Source organism: Ensifer adhaerens, assembly GCF_028993555.1.
Lineage (GTDB): Bacteria > Pseudomonadota > Alphaproteobacteria > Rhizobiales > Rhizobiaceae > Ensifer > Ensifer adhaerens_I.
The window spans coordinates 1199032-1213707 of sequence record NZ_CP118610.1; the positions used below are offsets into that span (position 1 = coordinate 1199032).

Sequence of the window (14676 nt, forward strand, 5' to 3'; positions counted from 1 at the left end):
CTTCCTATTTTCGCAGCACCGCGCATTCGTCCGAAGCCCTCGCGCCGAACTGGACGCAAGGAAGACGCTTCAGGGGCGCAAAGGCTGCCGCAATCCTTGTCTGCTGCATGACAACGCCCTCGAAGCGAAAAACGGTTGAAGGCCAATGCAGCAATGCGCCGCGTTTCCTTCGGATACGCAGCGCCTGTAAGTGCAGCCTTTAGACTATTGCGCGCATCAGAGCCAGCCCGCTGAAGACCGCGAGGATCGAAAGCACGACGCTGGCGATGACATAGATCACCGAAAGCACGACATCGCCGCGCTGGGCAAGCGTGATAGCGTCCAGCGAAAAGGCGGAAAAGGTCGTATAGCCTCCCAGAACACCGGTGATCAGGAAGACGCGCATTTCAGGCGAGGCGCCGAACTTGCGCATGATGACCTCCGCCAACACGCCGATCAGGAACGAGCCGGTCACGTTGACCCAGAGTGTGCCCCACGGAAAACCGGCCCCGAGACGGCGGATCGCCCAAAGGCCGACCAGATAGCGTAGGATCGAGCCGACGGCGCCGCCCGCGCCGACGAGAAGGAGGTGGGTCATCACACGTTCCCGGTTGAGTATGGTTAGTCCAGCCGTTCGGCATGCCACTTCAGATGATCGTCCATGAAGGTGGAGATGAAGTAATAGGAGTGGTCGTAGCGCTCGTGCATGCGAAGCGTCAGATCGATCCCGGTGCCCTTGACCGCATCCTCGAATAGCCACGGGCGCAGGCCGTTTTCGAGAAAACTGTCCGCCTTGCCCTGGTCGATCAGGAATTCGGGGAAGCGCGCTCCGTCCTTGACGAGGGCGCAGGCATCGTATTGCCGCCAGGCGGCGCGGTCGGTTCCAAGGTACTTCTCAAAGGCGCCGATCGACCAATCGGCTGTCGAGGGCTCGACGATCGGGGCGAAGGCCGAGCAGCTCTTGAAGCGGTCCGGGTTCTTGAGCGCAATCGTCATCGCGCCGTGACCGCCCATCGAGTGACCGAAGATTCCCTGGCGGCTCATGTCCATGCGAAAGTGCTGGCTGACGAAGGCGGGCAGTTCCTCGCTGATGTAGCTGTACATCTGATAGTGCTCGGCCCAAGGCGTTTCGGTGGCGTCGACATAGAACCCGGCGCCTTTGCCCATCTGCCAGTTGGTCAGTTCGTCCGGGACGTCGGCGCCGCGCGGGCTCGTATCCGGGCAAACGATGATAAGCCCGAGCTCGGCGGCCATCCGCCGATACTCGCCTTTCTCCATGACGTTTGCATGCGTGCAGGTGAGGCCGGACAGGTACCAGAGCACCGGCCGTGGTTCCTTGATCGCCTGCGGCGGCACGAAGACGGCAAAGGTCATCTCGCCCTTGCAGGCCTCGGACTCGTGCGAAAAGACGCCCTGCATGCCGCCGAAAGCGGTGTTTTGCGAAAGGACTTTCATGGAATGCTCCCTGGATAGTGCTGCTCAGCCGGCAAGCTGTACGGCCGCATTGACGGCGGCGGCAACGAGCACGGTGTTGAAGAAGAACGAAACGATGGCGTGCATCAGGTTGATGCGCCGCATGGCCGTCGTGGTGATGGCGACATCGGAGGTCTGCGCGGTCATGCCGATGACGAAGGAAAAATAGAGGAAATCAAAGCCGCCGGGTTCAGGGGTCTCGGGAAAGTCCAGGCCGCGTGCCGGCTCCGGAGTCTGCGCATTCGCGGCCGGCACCCAGTATATGTGTGCATAGTGCATAGCCGCCATCATGTGGATCGTCGCCCAGCCGAGCACGACCGAGGCAAAGGCGAGGCCGAGCGCCAGCGCCGATCCCGTCTTCTCGCCGTTGAGGGCGAAGAACAAAGACACAAGCGAACTCGCAGCCGCCCCGAATGTCACAAGCAGGATGACGACCTCAGGCTCGTCGGTATTTCTGGCATGGGTCTTCAGGTGTCGGCCGGTCATCATCCGCAGTCGCCGCCAGCACATGACGAGGTAGACGCAGAAGAAGGTAATCGCAGCGCCTTCAAGTGCGAAGCGTCGCGCAATGAACCAGAGAACGGGCACGCTCGCGAGCGCGCAAAGAATGGCGGTGTAGAAGGGCCAGTGCCTGAGCTTCGTCGTCGTCGCTGTCATCCAGATGCCCCTGCGCTCCGCAGCGGAAGCGGCTGCCGCAACGTCACTTTTTCGCCTGCCGCGCGAGTCGGTCAAGCGTTTCGAGGAAGGCGGAGCGATCGCGCTGCGTGAAGGCGGCGTTGTAGCCCTTGCTTTCACCGGTTTCGCGCAGATGTTGGCCAAGGTCACGCATGGCAGAGGCCATGCCGATATTGCCCTTGTCGAAGATGCGTCCGGAAGGGCCGGTAACAAGCGCGCCGGCGGCAACGCAGCGCACAGCCAACGGCACATCGGCGGTGACGACGATATCGCCCTCATGCGCCCGCTCGGCGATCCAGTTGTCCGCCGCATCGAATCCCGCCGAGACGATGACGTTGTGCACCATCGGATCGCGCGAGGGGCGCAGGCCCGAATTGGCGACGAAGGTCACCTCGATCCGGTGGCGCTCGGCGACTTTCAGGATTTCCGCTTTCACCGGGCAGGCATCGGCGTCGACATAGATCATCTTGAATCAATTTCTCAACGGGGCTGAAAAGGCGCCGGAAATCAATCGACTCCGGCGCCGTTCTGAATCGAAATAAGAGCTCAGTAGAGTACGACCGAGCGAATGCTTTCGCCGGAGTGCATCAGTTCGAAGCCCCTGTTGATGTCCTCGAGCGGCATCGTGTGGGTGATCATCGGATCGATCTCGATCTTGCCCTCCATGTACCAGTCGACGATCTTCGGCACGTCGGTGCGGCCGCGGGCGCCGCCAAACGCCGTGCCCATCCAGCTGCGGCCGGTGACCAACTGGAACGGCCGGGTGGAGATCTCCTGGCCGGCGCCGGCAACGCCGATGACCACCGACTTGCCCCAGCCGCGGTGCGAGGCTTCAAGCGCCTGGCGCATCACCTTGGTGTTGCCGGTGCAGTCGAAGGTGTAGTCGGCGCCGCCGATCTGGTCGGCGCCGCGCTTGGTCATGTTGACGAGATAGGGCACGATATCGTCGCCGACTTCCTTCGGGTTGACGAAGTGGGTCATGCCGAAGCGCTCGCCCCAGGCCTTCTTGTCGTTGTTGAGGTCGACACCGATGATCATGTCGGCGCCGGCCAGACGCAGGCCCTGGATGACGTTGAGGCCGATGCCGCCGAGACCGAAGACGATCGCGGTTGCGCCCATCTCCACCTTGGCGGTGTTGATGACCGCGCCAATGCCGGTGGTGACGCCGCAGCCGATGTAGCAGATCTTGTCGAAGGGGGCGTCCGGGTTGACCTTGGCAACGGCGATTTCCGGCAGCACCGTGTAGTTGGCAAAGGTCGAGCAGCCCATGTAGTGGTGGATCTTGTCCTTGCCGATCGAGAAGCGCGAGGTGCCGTCCGGCATCAGGCCCTGACCTTGCGTCGAGCGGATGGCGGTGCAGAGATTCGTCTTGCGCGACAGGCACGACGGGCAGGAGCGGCATTCGGGCGTATAGAGCGGAATGACATGATCGCCCTTCTTCACCGAGGTGACGCCCGGACCGACGTCGACGACGATGCCGGCGCCTTCATGGCCGAGGATCGCCGGAAACAGGCCTTCCGGGTCGGCGCCCGACAGCGTGAAGTCGTCGGTGTGGCAGATGCCGGTGGCCCTGACCTCGATCAGCACTTCGCCGGCCCGCGGGCCTTCGAGCTGAACCGTCATGACTTCGAGCGGCTTGCCTGCCTGAACGGCAACGGCGGCGCGTACATCCATTTATTTTCTCCTTCGACTGAAATGAATTCGGGCCGCCAGGAGGGCGGCCCCAAGTGGAATCGCAATCGGTTATCGAATGTTCTGTTGAACGCGATTGAGTTCGATCTCAAGTGCGGCAATGGCCTTGCCGGTCTGTTCGTGCAGCTTCTTGACCAGTGCAAGCTGCTCGCGAAGGCCGTCGCTCTTGTCCTCGTCAGCATCGGCATCCGGCGCGCGACCGAGGCCGGCGATCAGCCAGGCCGGGGTAACGCCCAGCACACCGGCAAGCATGAAGAGCCGGTTGGTCCTCGGCTCGGCGCGATCACGTTCCCAGGCGGCGACCGTCTCTGTGCGAACGCCGAGCTGGTCTGCAAGATCCTTCGCGCTGAGATTGGCGGCGTCGCGGGCCCTCCAGATGCGTCCTCCCAGCGTGTCACCATCGCTGGTGTCGCGCAGGCGGGCAATCATCGTTTCGGTGGACAAGCGCATGGATATCTCCTTTGCCACGGTTACGTTCAAAGGTCCCGGGCCTCGGCGGCAGGACGCCGACTCTGAGGTCCGGGGCGGAAGATTGTCCTGAGCTTATAGGCATTTGGGCGGCGAGCGACCATCCCGAAGCGCCAAAAACACCGTCAATTGCGGCCAGGGCGCGGATAGTTCGCTCTCCGACGTATCCTCGGCGGTTGAAAATCATGGCTTAGGCTCTAATGTCCGGCGGCCAACCGGAGCTTGCCCCATGACCGACGCCCGAACCGCGGCTGCCGAACCAGCCGATACTGTGATGCAAGGCGTCGCCATCATGCTTTTTGCGATGGTCATCCTGCCCGGCATGGACGTAATCGCGAAATACATGGCTGTCCATGAGGGCATGTCGCCCGGCCAGGTGACCTTCTACCGATTCTTCTTCCAGTTGGTGGCGACGTTGCCAATGCTGCTTGGCGCCGGCGGCCTCAGGGCACTGAAGCCGAAGCGGCCGTGGGCCAATCTGCTGCGCGGCGTGCTCTTGGCGACCGCGGCCTTGTTCTTCTTCATTTCCGTGAAATACATGCCGCTGGCCGATACCTTCGCCATCTATTTCGTCGAGCCTTTCATCCTGACCTGCCTTTCCGCCGTGTTTCTCAAGGAGAGGGTTGGTTGGCGGCGCTGGCTCGCCATCGTTGTCGGCTTTGGCGGAGCGATGATCGTCATCCAGCCGAGCTTTGCAGCTTTTGGCCTGACAGCCCTGCTGCCGGTGGCCTGCGCCTTCGTCTTTGCCTGCTATCTGCTTCTCAATCGCGCGGTCGGCACCGGCGACTCGCCGCTGACGATGCAGACCATCGCCGGCATCGGCGGTACGTTGACGATGGCGCTGATAATATTGATCGGCAACGGCATGGGCAGTGCGGACTTCGTGCCGTCGCTGCCGAAGTCGCCGCTCGGCTGGGTGCTGGTGGTCATCCTCGGCGCACTTTCCGGCTACGGCCACCTGCTCGTCGTCAAGGCCTTCCGCGCGGCACCCGTCTCGTTGCTGGCGCCATTCCACTATTTCGAGATCGTCACCGCCACGGCGCTCGGCTATCTCATCTTCGGAGATTTTCCGTCACTCTCGAAATGGCTTGGCATCGCCATCATCGTCGGCTCGGGCCTGTTCATCATCTGGCGCGAACGGGTGGCCGGGCGGCGGGCGGCGAACTGAGCCGGCTCAGGCCGCGTCGGTCCGTGTCGGGCCGAACACCGTCTCGAAGGCTTCGCGCAGGCGAATATCGACATCCGGCATCATCACGGGCAGACCGAGATCGACGAGGCTGGTGACGCCATAGCCGCGAATGCCGCAGGGCACGATGCCGCCGAAATGGTCGAGGTCCGGATCGACGTTGAGGGCAAAGCCGTGGAAGCTCACCCATTTGCGCAGGCGGATGCCAATCGCGGCGATCTTGTCTTCCGACATCGAGCCGTCGGGCAGGACGGGCTTTTCCGGGCGCCGAACCCAGACGCCGACCCGATCTTCGCGACGCTCACCTCGCACGTTCATCGAATCGAGCGTGGAGATGACGACGCTTTCGAGTGCAGCGACGAAGGCACGCACATCCTGTTTCCGGCGCTTGAGATCGAGCATCACGTAAACGACGCGCTGGCCGGGGCCATGATAGGTGTATTCGCCACCGCGACCCGTCGCGAACACCGGAAAGCGATCCGGCATCACCAGGTCGGCAACATCGGCACTGGTGCCGGCCGTGTACAGCGGGGGATGTTCGACCAGCCAGACGAGTTCATCCGCGGCGCCGGCAGCGATCGCAGCCGCTTCCCGCTCCATCAATTCGACGGCCCGTGGATAATCCACCAGATCAGAAGCGATCCGCCAGCGAACCGGCGGTGATTCCGGGGGGGCGAACATGTCCTGGCTCAGATTTTCACGCTGCATTCGCTTGGCATTCCTGTTTTGTGAGAGCTTGTAAATGGGATGGCGCGCGACGAGAGTCCAGCGTTTCCAACGCTTCCCGAGGGAGCCGTTGAAATAGTTTCACTTCCCGTCAAATTTCTGTCGTCATCCCCTTGTGCCCCCAAAAGGCTTTTGCTACATGCAGCCCCGTCGACGCAGGTCGGCCCTACCACGATGCGGTCGTGGCGGAATTGGTAGACGCGCAGCGTTGAGGTCGCTGTGGGGCAACCCGTGGAAGTTCGAGTCTTCTCGACCGCACCAAAAAAACCCGGCTTCGGCCGGGTTTTTTGTTTTTAAATTCCATCGGAAAACAGCGCGCCTTCGCGGATTCCGCCTCGGACACATCCATTCGTCACCCAGGTCAAACTAATCGACAAACCGCGCAACGCGAAGGACATCATTCTGCTTGCGTGCCACGGGTCAGGGGGGGGCGCCATCTTGCCGTTGCGGAAGGCGACCTCGGCGCGCAGTTCGACACGGTTCATGGATCTGAGTCGCCAAACAACCTTCGAGCTCGGGCTCTCAAACGACAATATGTGCGCAACAAAACGTGCCATCGCTGCCGGGAAAGTCTGGCAACCGCTTCGAATCTGAGGGATTTCAGGTTTTCCACCGGCCTGTTCGAATTATCCGTTGCCGTGCTTGTGCACTGCGGGGGCTTTTGCTACATGCAGCCCCGCCGGCGCAAATCGGCCCTACCACGATGCGGTCGTGGCGGAATTGGTAGACGCGCAGCGTTGAGGTCGCTGTGGGGCAACCCGTGGAAGTTCGAGTCTTCTCGACCGCACCAAAAACCGGCTTCGGCCGGTTTTTTTGTTTTTTCACCTGCATTTAGCCTTGAGCCCACCGTGTGGCCCAGCTTTGGGCGATGCTGCGGCCCGCAAGCCTCAACGCATGTTCCGGCCGTAGGTCGGTTGCATAACGCGGCCCGCCACGGAAAATAGCAATGAGCGCTGCCACATTTCGCCTAGCAGGCGAAATGGCTTGGAATGTTGTTCGGTGCTAACATTTGACCGGTATTCCAGAACGAGGGGCGGGCTGGAGCCAATTTTCTGGGCGCGGCGGCGGTTGGGCGACCTGCACCAACCACGAAGCCGTGTTTGCTTGGGAGGTTCTCTTGGGTGGCGATCTCAAGGCTATTGCCGATGCAATCCTCAATAGCGCCGTCAGCGCCGCTGATGGCGTGCCCGGCGTCGTCGCGATTGCAACAGATAGACGTGGCGATATCTACACGGGCGCAGCCGGAAAGCGCATGTTGGGCGGCGATGCGGACATGACGGCCGACAGCGTCTTCGGGCTCTTCTCGATGACGAAAGCGATCACTTCCACTGCCTGCCTGCAACTGGTTGAAGAGGGCAGGCTCGATCTCGATGCACCAGCCAGACGATACGCTCCCGAGATTGGCAAGCTGCAGGTGATTGAGGGCTTTGATTCCTCCGGGAACCCGAAGCTCCGCCCACCCAAGCGGGATATCACGACGCGCATGCTGCTTTTGCATACGGCTGGCCTTGGATACGACTTCTTTAATGAGACCTACGCCAGGTTGGCCCGCCAACATGGGCAACCGAGCGTGATCACGAGCTCCTATGCATCCATCCAAACTCCATTGCTGTTCGACCCAGGCGACGACTGGGAATATGGAAGCAACCTGGATTGGGCCGGACAGGTGGTGGAGGGCATAGCCGGCAAGCGACTGGGCGAGGTGATGACGGAGCGAATCCTCCAACCGCTCGGCATGGGCGATACCGGTTTCGCATTGAACCCATCGATGGCCTCACGCGTGGTCACGCTGCATCAGAGAGGCGACGCAGGGCGTTTGCTGCCTTTGCCTGATTTCCGGTTCCCCCAGGAACCCGAGGTTCAAATGGGTGGGCATGGCCTCTACTCGACGGCTACCGATTACTCAAAATTCATTCGCATGTGGCTCAACGACGGGGTGGCACCCGGTGGCCGCGTGCTGAAAGCCGAAACCGTCGAAATGGCGGAAAAGAACGGCCTTGGGGAAAAGAAGATCAAAAAGCTTCCCGGGGTGATACCGAGCCTTTCGCACGACGCGGAATTTTTCCCCGGAATGCCGAAATCCTGGGGCCTTAGCTTCATGATCAACGATGAAGCCGCGCCAACAGGTCGACCGGCCGGCGCGCTGGCTTGGGCTGGGCTTGCAAACCTCTATTACTGGATAGACCGCCAAAATGGTCTCGGCGGCCTATGGGCGACGCAGATACTGCCCTTTGCCGACCCAGCCTCGATCGGAGGCTACCTTGATTTTGAGACGGCGGTTTATGCCAGTTCTAAAAGGTAACCGGCCCGCAACATGCGATCTCTCCCGCCAAGCCTGGGCCGCGCATGGTGCGCCCGCCCGGCTCGGCGTCCGTGGCGTCAGCTGTTACCCTGCGGTCCGCTCTGGTCCATACGGCGGCGGATAAGCTTGTAGCTGTGATCGGGCTGGACCTCATAGGTTTCGAAGACCATCTGCCCTTCATACATGAAACGGTTCTGAACCATCGTACCGGGGGCTGCCTGCGTCTTTCGTTTGCTGGCATTTTCGCCGTAGGTCAGGCTATCGGGCAGGGGCTCAAGGCTTTGCTGGGCGCTGTTGCAACCGACGAGGGCCAAAAGGCCGATGACTGCAAGATATGTTGGCTTCATTGTCCGATCCTTGGTGAACTGGGAATCATTGAACGCTGTTTGCGGGAGCTCCTAGGCGCGTGCCTGCTCCCTTGTCAGCTTTTCGAATTTCTTGATCGCCCGATCGCGCTTCAGCCGCGAGAGGCGTTGGGTCCAGAAAATACCATCGAGCTGGTCGATTTCGTGTTGCAGGCAAATGGCCATCAGCCCTTTGGCTTCTTCTTCGACCGTTTCGCCTGAAAGGGTTTGATAGCGAACGCGCACCGTCTGCGGTCGCTCGATGTCCTCCGAAACTCCAGGCATCGAAACACTGCCTTCCGCATGTCTCATGACTTCGACGGAGTTCCAGACGATCTCAGGATTGACGTAAACCCTGACGCCGCTCTCCCGGTCGAGCTCGATCACCGTCACCCTTTGAAGGACGCCGACGTGAGGAGCGGTGATGCCGATACCCGGCGCCGCTCGCATCGTGTCGAGAAGGTCGTCCGCAAGGCCCCCAAGCGCCGCATCAAAGCGGGTGACGGTTTCCGCCTTCTGGCTCAGCAACGGATTGGGAAAGCGGACAATGGGACGCGTCGCCATCAGAAATTCCTCGGCTGCAGCGTTCGCGGCCCCGTACGTCCCATTGAGGAGCGTAGGAGGCGGCGTAAAGCTTGGGCTGCTGTTTCGTTCGCTGAAATCGATTCCGGCTCCAGGGAACGAAGAGAAGTGCTAGCCGATCGCGCGATCGATGTCGACAGTGTCGCGATGCAGCCGGTTTTTCATGTATTTGCAACAGCTTGAATAAATCTGTTGTCGTCGCGCACAGGGTGGTATCTGTGCTGTGGACCTCGGCGAGGCTTTGCGCTAGCAGGGCTGTACATCCCCGCTTCCGCAGCACGGCCACGGAAGTGGGGGCACCAACCGTCAGTGACGCATTCTTTTCGGCCCGTACGGAGCACCGGAAAGCAGCAATCGTTTCGAGGGCGCCCATGAGCAATATCGGCGACGACGACAGCGGTATCGAAGACGTCAAGACCTTTGACGGCTCGGACATCTATGCCGACGACGGTTCGGTTCGTTCCGATTTCCTCATGCATGTCGGCGCCGCGATCGCCGATCGCGATACGATTTATCTGCGCCAGCATGTTGCCGGCCTGCATTCGTCGGAACTTGGCGACCTGCTTGAAGCGATCCAGCCGGACCAGCGCCTGGCGCTCGTTTCGCTGCTCGGCAAGGAGTTCGACCTTTCGGCCTTGACCGAGGTCGACGAGGCAATCCGTCTCGATATCGTCGAGCATCTGCCGAACGAGCAGATCGCCGAAGCCATCGGCGAAATGGACTCGGACGACGCGGTCTACATTCTCGAGGATCTCGACCAGGAGGACCAGGACGAGATCCTGGCGAAGCTGCCGTTCACCGAACGTGTCCGTCTTCGCCGCTCGCTCGATTATCCAGAGAGCACGGCCGGCCGGCGCATGCAGACCGAGTTCGTGGCGGTTCCGCCGTTCTGGACCGTCGGCCAGACGATCGACTACATGCGAGAAGACGAGGATCTGCCCGAGAGCTTCACGCAGATCTTCGTCATCGATCCCACCTTCAAGCTGCTTGGCGCCGTGGACCTCGATCGCGTGCTGCGCACCAAACGCTCGATCAAGGTCGATGCCATCATGCACGACACGAGCCACGCCATTCCCGCCGAAATGGACCAGGAAGAGGCAGCACAGCTCTTCGAGCAATACGACCTTCTCTCCGCCGCCGTCGTCGACGACAACGGCCGGCTCGTCGGCGTCCTTACCATCGATGACGTCGTCGACGTCATCCAGGAAGAGGCCGAGGAAGACCTCTTGCGCCTGAGCGGCGTCGGCGACGAAGAACTGTCGGACTCGGTTGCGGAGGCATCCCGTTCGCGCGTCCCCTGGCTGTTCATCAATTCGATGACGGCCTGCATCTCCGCTTCGGTCATCGGCCTCTTCGATGCGACGATCCAGCAGATCGTGGCGCTTGCCATTCTGATGCCGATCGTCGCTGGTATGGGCGGCAATGCCGGTTCGCAGACGATGACGATTACCGTGCGCGCGCTCGCGACGCGCGGCCTCGATATTCACAACGCCCCGCGCATCATCCGGCGCGAAGCAGGTGTAGGGCTGCTGAATGGTATGATCTTCGGCACGTTGATCGGCCTGCTCGCCGGTCTCTGGTTTCAGGACCCGAACATCGGCGGCATCATCGCCACCGCCATGCTGATCAACATGATGGCCGCAGCACTCGCCGGCATCCTCGTTCCGCTGTGCCTGGATCGCTTCGGCGCTGATCCGGCCGTCTCTTCCGCCGTCTTCGTGACGGCCATCACCGACGTCACGGGCTTCTTCAGTTTTCTCGGCATTGCCACTTGGTGGTTCCACGTCACGTAAGGTGAGCGCCTTGTTTGACTTTTACGTCAAGGTCAACGATAGTGTAGGTACATGACAGCGCGCGCGTCTTTTAAGATGCGCCAGGACCGCTGTAACACTTTGACCCGCTGCATAACTTTGACCTTAGATCGATACCGATTGTAGGCGCCATGCAGTAAATCGTGGAATGGCAGCGTGAATAAATACTATAGCATCACCGAATTGACGCGAGAATTCGGCATTTCCACCCGAACGCTGCGGTTCTATGAGGACGAAGGCCTCATTCATCCCGAACGCCGTGGACGCACTCGGCTGTTCAGGCCGGCGGATCGGCGGTTGATCCAGGAAATTCTGCGTGGCCGGCGCATCGGCTTCACGATTGCCGAGATTCGCGAAATCATCCAGGTCTACAAGGATCCGCCCGGCGAGATGGGCCAGCTTCGGCTGTTGATGAGCCGGGTCGAAGAAAAGCGCGAGGAGCTTCGCCAGAAGCGCAAGGATATCGAGGACACGCTGGCAGAGCTCGACAATGTCGAGGAGGCATGCCTGACGCGGCTAGCGGAGATCGGCGTCGGTACCTGAGCAGGTATTCTTAAAGGCGAAAGTTTCGAAGGGTAGCGTCCGCGCTGCCCTTTTTGGTTTTGGGCTTCGGGAGCTTTGGGTCAGATCCAGCGGCTGGTGTGCCGGCAATAACGCTCGAACTCGAAGCCGAAGCGCGACAGCAGATGCCGCTCTTCGTTGCGAATGGCAAAGAGGGTCGTCAGCATCACCGCTACGACTGCGGTGATGAAGAACCACGGATTGAGCGTCGCCAGGCCGAAGCCGACCATCATCAACGTGTAGCCGAGATAGATCGGGTTGCGTGTGAAGCGGAAGGGGCCGTAGGTGACGAGGCAGGTTGCCGACCGGTAAGGCATGACGGCCGTATGCCGGTCGAGCAAGGTCTTGACTGCCCAGAGATCCAGCCAGATGGCGACGATGATCAGCGTGCCGCCGCTGATCCAGGGAAACCAGCTATGTCCGTGTGCGACGGGGATGGGTGAATATCGCGCCAGAACGAGGGCCGCGAGCGTGGCGACGCCGTAGAGCAGGGCGGGCCACGGGAAGTTCAGCGGCTTGGCACGATAGGCGTTCATGTCCTAGTCCCCTGATTGCACGTCCATTGTGCACTGTCGCGCGATTCGCGCAATGCGTTCATCGCTGCTGACGTTGATCTCTCCCCTGTTCAGGCTGTCGAACAGGTTCTGTTGTACCAGAAGGTCGAGCGTACAGCCGCAGAAGGCCTCGCACGGCACGGCCGGGTTCCCCTGGTTGCAGGCTGCGACGCAATTACTGCGGTAGGCCTGCTTGGGATCCGGCAATGTCGGCGGTGAAATCAGCGAGAAGAGATAGACCAGTCCGATGAGCACGGGCTGGTGAATGAGGTATATGGCCAGACTGTGACGGCCGCCGAAGACCAAAGGCCTCATCCACAGCTTGCCCTTGGCACCTGTGGATGAACGGTTTGCGAGGGCCGAGACGAGGCGCGCGTGGAAGAGCTTGGCTGCGGCAAGGCCGAGCAGGAAAGGCCCAAGCCACGGCAGCAGCGGCACATAGTCGTTGGAGCGCGGCAGCGTTTCGGACAGCCCGACCCACCAGAGCCAGGGTGCATCGAAGGCCGGCGAGCGGAGGTAAAGGGGCGCGGCGATGGCCACAGCCGCGGCAAGCAGCGAGACGACGGCCGGCAGTTGCAGGAAAACAAGGCCAATCACGCTTGCGGCAGCGATCGCATGCAGGATGCCGAAGAAGATGAACGTGTTCGGGAACGCGAAATAGGTCGCAATGGTGATCAGCGCAGCCGCACCGGCGATTTTGGCAAAGCGTCGCATGAAAGCGTCGAGGCGAAGCTTCGGCCATTGCCCCAGTACAAGGCTGTAGCCGGCGAGAAACAGGAAACTGCTGGCGATGAGCCGGGCGAAGATCTTCCAGCCGCCTGTGCCGGCGGTTCCCGCCGCGACATAGCCGAAGAACTCAAGATCCCAGACGAAGTGATAGGTCGCCATGGCGAGCAATGCCACGCCGCGTGCGACGTCGATGAAGGCGAGCCGCCCCCGTGCGGCAGCTTGAGCCGGTATCTGTGTCGCCGGTGAAGTCACATTGCTGTCGGACATGGGCATTCGCCATCCTGTTGGCGTGAGGAAGAATGACATGCTTGGCTTGTGCCAAACACGCGTCGATTGCTGATGGTGGAATTGAGCAGGCCCGATCTGCTTCTGTTTGGCGCGACGGGTGTGCGTGCTGTCAGGGTGTTGCGTCCTGCAGCAGCGCTGCGCGCGCCTCCGAGAAGAACTGCCTGCGGGTCAGCACGAAGATGACGAAGACGGTAAGACCGACGAAGACATAGGGGCTGATGAACCAGCCGAGGTAACCGATCGACAGGAAAATCGCCCGAAGCCCGGCGTTGAAGTGCTTGGCGGCCAGCACGTTCATGCGGATCGCCCGTTCGGCCGCCTTTTCCGCCACCTGCGGGTCGCGCTGCATGTCGGCTGTCATCGGAATGCCGCCCATCAGGATCGAGCAATAGTTGAACAGCCGATAGGACCACCCGAACTTGAAGAAGGAGTATCCGAAGAGACAGGTAAGACCGCCGACCTTCAGTTCGAATGCCGTCCGGCCGCCATGGAAGACATAGGGCATATCCGCAAAGATCATTTGCGCCTGTTCGGTTGCGCCGAGCAGCGCGAAGCAGCCGCCGAGGGCGAAGATCGTCGTCGAGGCAAAGAAGGCGGTGCCGGCCTGCAGCCCCGCGATGATCTGCGTATCGATCATCTTCAGGTCGCGGTTGAGCGAATTGCGGATCCAACGGCCACGGTGCTCGTTCATGAGGCGGGTGAGACTCACCCGCTTGAAGCCGCGCGTGCCGTCGGTCGCCCAGCTGAAACCCGCCCAAAGCAGGATAAACACGACAAGCGCTATGTAATCTTCGAAGGTCATACACGTGTTTTTGGCATGGCTTTTGGAAATTGCAAGGTAGCCGCAGCGGCGCGGGAATCGACGGTGCGTCAACTACTGTGATGAAATTGCGGCGGAATTTCTCATGGCTCCGCCCTGTGGTTTGCGCGGTTTTCACCAGTTTACCGATCGGCGCGGCCGAGGCGTGACACCTTTCCGCCACATTCCCCCATTGCGCATTCACGCTTTCTTCAATATGCATGGCCCCAGACGCGAGCGCCCAATGTGCTGCTCGCGGCCGTTGAGAGTGTTTTCGGAGACATCATGGACAATACAATTCAGAAGTCTTGCTGGGGCGTAACTGCACGCGCCGTGGCTGGTTTCGCTGGCGTTCTTGTTCTTGCTTATCTTTTCGGCGGCCTTTGATATCTAGTATCTAGAAAAGTCCACTGATTGACGGCGCGGCTTCTGAAAAGCCGCGCCGTTTTTGATTCCAGGCACCAATCTCGACACCGCGGAGCCTTCGCGGGACGACAATGTCGCACG

General features: G+C 60.9%; 16 protein-coding genes and 2 tRNA genes. 6 read left to right on the top strand and 12 right to left on the bottom strand.

Going from position 1 to position 14676, the window contains the following annotated elements; translation table 11 throughout:
• Positions 1-199 precede the first annotated feature (199 nt).
• From crcB to PWG15_RS05845, 6 genes are all read right to left on the bottom strand, one after another.
• On the bottom strand, positions 200-577 hold the full coding sequence (crcB, locus tag PWG15_RS05820) for a fluoride efflux transporter CrcB (RefSeq protein WP_275023503.1): 378 nt from the start codon (positions 575-577) through the stop codon (positions 200-202).
• 23 nt (positions 578-600) lie between these two features.
• The gene (gene fghA, locus PWG15_RS05825) at positions 601-1434 is read right to left on the bottom strand and encodes an S-formylglutathione hydrolase (protein ID WP_275023504.1); all 834 of its coding nucleotides are present in this window, start codon (positions 1432-1434) and stop codon (positions 601-603) included.
• Between the two features lie 24 nt (positions 1435-1458).
• Positions 1459-2109, bottom strand: coding sequence for a DUF1345 domain-containing protein (locus PWG15_RS05830; protein ID WP_275023505.1), 651 nt, complete (start codon positions 2107-2109; stop codon positions 1459-1461).
• A 43-nt stretch (positions 2110-2152) separates the two neighbouring features.
• Positions 2153-2593 carry a YaiI/YqxD family protein gene (locus tag PWG15_RS05835; RefSeq protein WP_275023506.1) on the bottom strand — a complete coding sequence of 147 codons (441 nt, stop codon included), beginning with the start codon at positions 2591-2593 and terminating at the stop codon, positions 2153-2155.
• A gap of 80 nt (positions 2594-2673) precedes the next feature.
• On the bottom strand, positions 2674-3801 hold the full coding sequence (locus tag PWG15_RS05840) for an S-(hydroxymethyl)glutathione dehydrogenase/class III alcohol dehydrogenase (protein ID WP_275023507.1): 1128 nt from the start codon (positions 3799-3801) through the stop codon (positions 2674-2676).
• 69 nt (positions 3802-3870) lie between these two features.
• The gene (locus PWG15_RS05845) at positions 3871-4269 is read right to left on the bottom strand and encodes a helix-turn-helix domain-containing protein (RefSeq protein ID WP_275023508.1); all 399 of its coding nucleotides are present in this window, start codon (positions 4267-4269) and stop codon (positions 3871-3873) included.
• Between the two features lie 247 nt (positions 4270-4516).
• Between PWG15_RS05845 and PWG15_RS05850 the strand changes: the two genes are divergently transcribed.
• A complete protein-coding gene (locus PWG15_RS05850) occupies positions 4517-5455 on the top strand; it encodes a DMT family transporter (protein ID WP_275023509.1) in 939 nt (312 codons plus the stop codon).
• A gap of 6 nt (positions 5456-5461) precedes the next feature.
• On the opposite strand, the gene lipB is transcribed toward PWG15_RS05850, so the two are convergent.
• Entirely contained in the window at positions 5462-6181 is a 720-nt protein-coding gene (gene lipB / locus PWG15_RS05855; protein WP_275023510.1) for a lipoyl(octanoyl) transferase LipB, read from the bottom strand.
• 194 nt (positions 6182-6375) lie between these two features.
• On the opposite strand from lipB, the gene PWG15_RS05860 reads away from it, so the two are divergent.
• The 3 genes from PWG15_RS05860 to PWG15_RS05870 all read left to right on the top strand — a co-directional run bounded on the left by PWG15_RS05860 (position 6376) and on the right by PWG15_RS05870 (position 8501).
• Positions 6376-6460, top strand: a tRNA-Leu gene (locus tag PWG15_RS05860).
• Between the two features lie 444 nt (positions 6461-6904).
• Positions 6905-6989 (top strand) — tRNA-Leu (locus PWG15_RS05865).
• A 327-nt stretch (positions 6990-7316) separates the two neighbouring features.
• The gene (locus PWG15_RS05870) at positions 7317-8501 is read left to right on the top strand and encodes a methyl acetate hydrolase AcmB (protein WP_275024363.1); all 1185 of its coding nucleotides are present in this window, start codon (positions 7317-7319) and stop codon (positions 8499-8501) included.
• A 77-nt stretch (positions 8502-8578) separates the two neighbouring features.
• Here the strand turns inward: PWG15_RS05870 and PWG15_RS05875 are convergent, their stop codons facing one another.
• Positions 8579-8848, bottom strand: coding sequence for a hypothetical protein (locus PWG15_RS05875; protein ID WP_275023511.1), 270 nt, complete (start codon positions 8846-8848; stop codon positions 8579-8581).
• A gap of 51 nt (positions 8849-8899) precedes the next feature.
• Positions 8900-9409, bottom strand: a complete 510-nt coding sequence (locus PWG15_RS05880) for a peptide deformylase (RefSeq protein WP_275023512.1) — start codon at positions 9407-9409, stop codon at positions 8900-8902.
• Positions 9410-9798: 389 nt separating this feature from the next.
• On the opposite strand from PWG15_RS05880, the gene mgtE reads away from it, so the two are divergent.
• Positions 9799-11220, top strand: a complete 1422-nt coding sequence (gene mgtE / locus PWG15_RS05885; protein WP_275023513.1) for a magnesium transporter — start codon at positions 9799-9801, stop codon at positions 11218-11220.
• A 174-nt stretch (positions 11221-11394) separates the two neighbouring features.
• Positions 11395-11781: a MerR family transcriptional regulator gene (locus tag PWG15_RS05890; RefSeq protein WP_113537749.1), complete on the top strand. Its 387-nt coding sequence runs from the start codon at positions 11395-11397 to the stop codon at positions 11779-11781.
• A gap of 80 nt (positions 11782-11861) precedes the next feature.
• On the opposite strand, the gene PWG15_RS05895 is transcribed toward PWG15_RS05890, so the two are convergent.
• From PWG15_RS05895 to PWG15_RS05905, 3 genes are all read right to left on the bottom strand, one after another.
• On the bottom strand, positions 11862-12335 hold the full coding sequence (locus PWG15_RS05895; RefSeq protein ID WP_275023514.1) for a methyltransferase family protein: 474 nt from the start codon (positions 12333-12335) through the stop codon (positions 11862-11864).
• Between the two features lie 3 nt (positions 12336-12338).
• Positions 12339-13349, bottom strand: a complete 1011-nt coding sequence (locus PWG15_RS05900) for a heparan-alpha-glucosaminide N-acetyltransferase (RefSeq protein WP_275023515.1) — start codon at positions 13347-13349, stop codon at positions 12339-12341.
• A 130-nt stretch (positions 13350-13479) separates the two neighbouring features.
• Positions 13480-14172 carry a DUF599 domain-containing protein gene (locus PWG15_RS05905; RefSeq protein WP_275023516.1) on the bottom strand — a complete coding sequence of 231 codons (693 nt, stop codon included), beginning with the start codon at positions 14170-14172 and terminating at the stop codon, positions 13480-13482.
• Positions 14173-14676 lie beyond the last annotated feature (504 nt).

What these genes read in the sequence shown, in the direction of transcription:
- crcB (WP_275023503.1), bottom strand. Translation starts at nt 577, where the DNA reads ATGACCCACCTCCTTCTCGTCGGCGCGGGCGGCGCCGTCGGCTCGATC.
- fghA (WP_275023504.1), bottom strand. Translation starts at nt 1,434, where the DNA reads ATGAAAGTCCTTTCGCAAAACACCGCTTTCGGCGGCATGCAGGGCGTC.
- PWG15_RS05830 (WP_275023505.1), bottom strand. Translation starts at nt 2,109, where the DNA reads ATGACAGCGACGACGACGAAGCTCAGGCACTGGCCCTTCTACACCGCC.
- PWG15_RS05835 (WP_275023506.1), bottom strand. Translation starts at nt 2,593, where the DNA reads ATGATCTATGTCGACGCCGATGCCTGCCCGGTGAAAGCGGAAATCCTG.
- PWG15_RS05840 (WP_275023507.1), bottom strand. Translation starts at nt 3,801, where the DNA reads ATGGATGTACGCGCCGCCGTTGCCGTTCAGGCAGGCAAGCCGCTCGAA.
- PWG15_RS05845 (WP_275023508.1), bottom strand. Translation starts at nt 4,269, where the DNA reads ATGCGCTTGTCCACCGAAACGATGATTGCCCGCCTGCGCGACACCAGC.
- PWG15_RS05850 (WP_275023509.1), top strand. Translation starts at nt 4,517, where the DNA reads ATGACCGACGCCCGAACCGCGGCTGCCGAACCAGCCGATACTGTGATG.
- lipB (WP_275023510.1), bottom strand. Translation starts at nt 6,181, where the DNA reads ATGCAGCGTGAAAATCTGAGCCAGGACATGTTCGCCCCCCCGGAATCA.
- PWG15_RS05875 (WP_275023511.1), bottom strand. Translation starts at nt 8,848, where the DNA reads ATGAAGCCAACATATCTTGCAGTCATCGGCCTTTTGGCCCTCGTCGGT.
- PWG15_RS05880 (WP_275023512.1), bottom strand. Translation starts at nt 9,409, where the DNA reads ATGGCGACGCGTCCCATTGTCCGCTTTCCCAATCCGTTGCTGAGCCAG.
- mgtE (WP_275023513.1), top strand. Translation starts at nt 9,799, where the DNA reads ATGAGCAATATCGGCGACGACGACAGCGGTATCGAAGACGTCAAGACC.
- PWG15_RS05895 (WP_275023514.1), bottom strand. Translation starts at nt 12,335, where the DNA reads ATGAACGCCTATCGTGCCAAGCCGCTGAACTTCCCGTGGCCCGCCCTG.
- PWG15_RS05900 (WP_275023515.1), bottom strand. Translation starts at nt 13,349, where the DNA reads ATGTCCGACAGCAATGTGACTTCACCGGCGACACAGATACCGGCTCAA.
- PWG15_RS05905 (WP_275023516.1), bottom strand. Translation starts at nt 14,172, where the DNA reads ATGACCTTCGAAGATTACATAGCGCTTGTCGTGTTTATCCTGCTTTGG.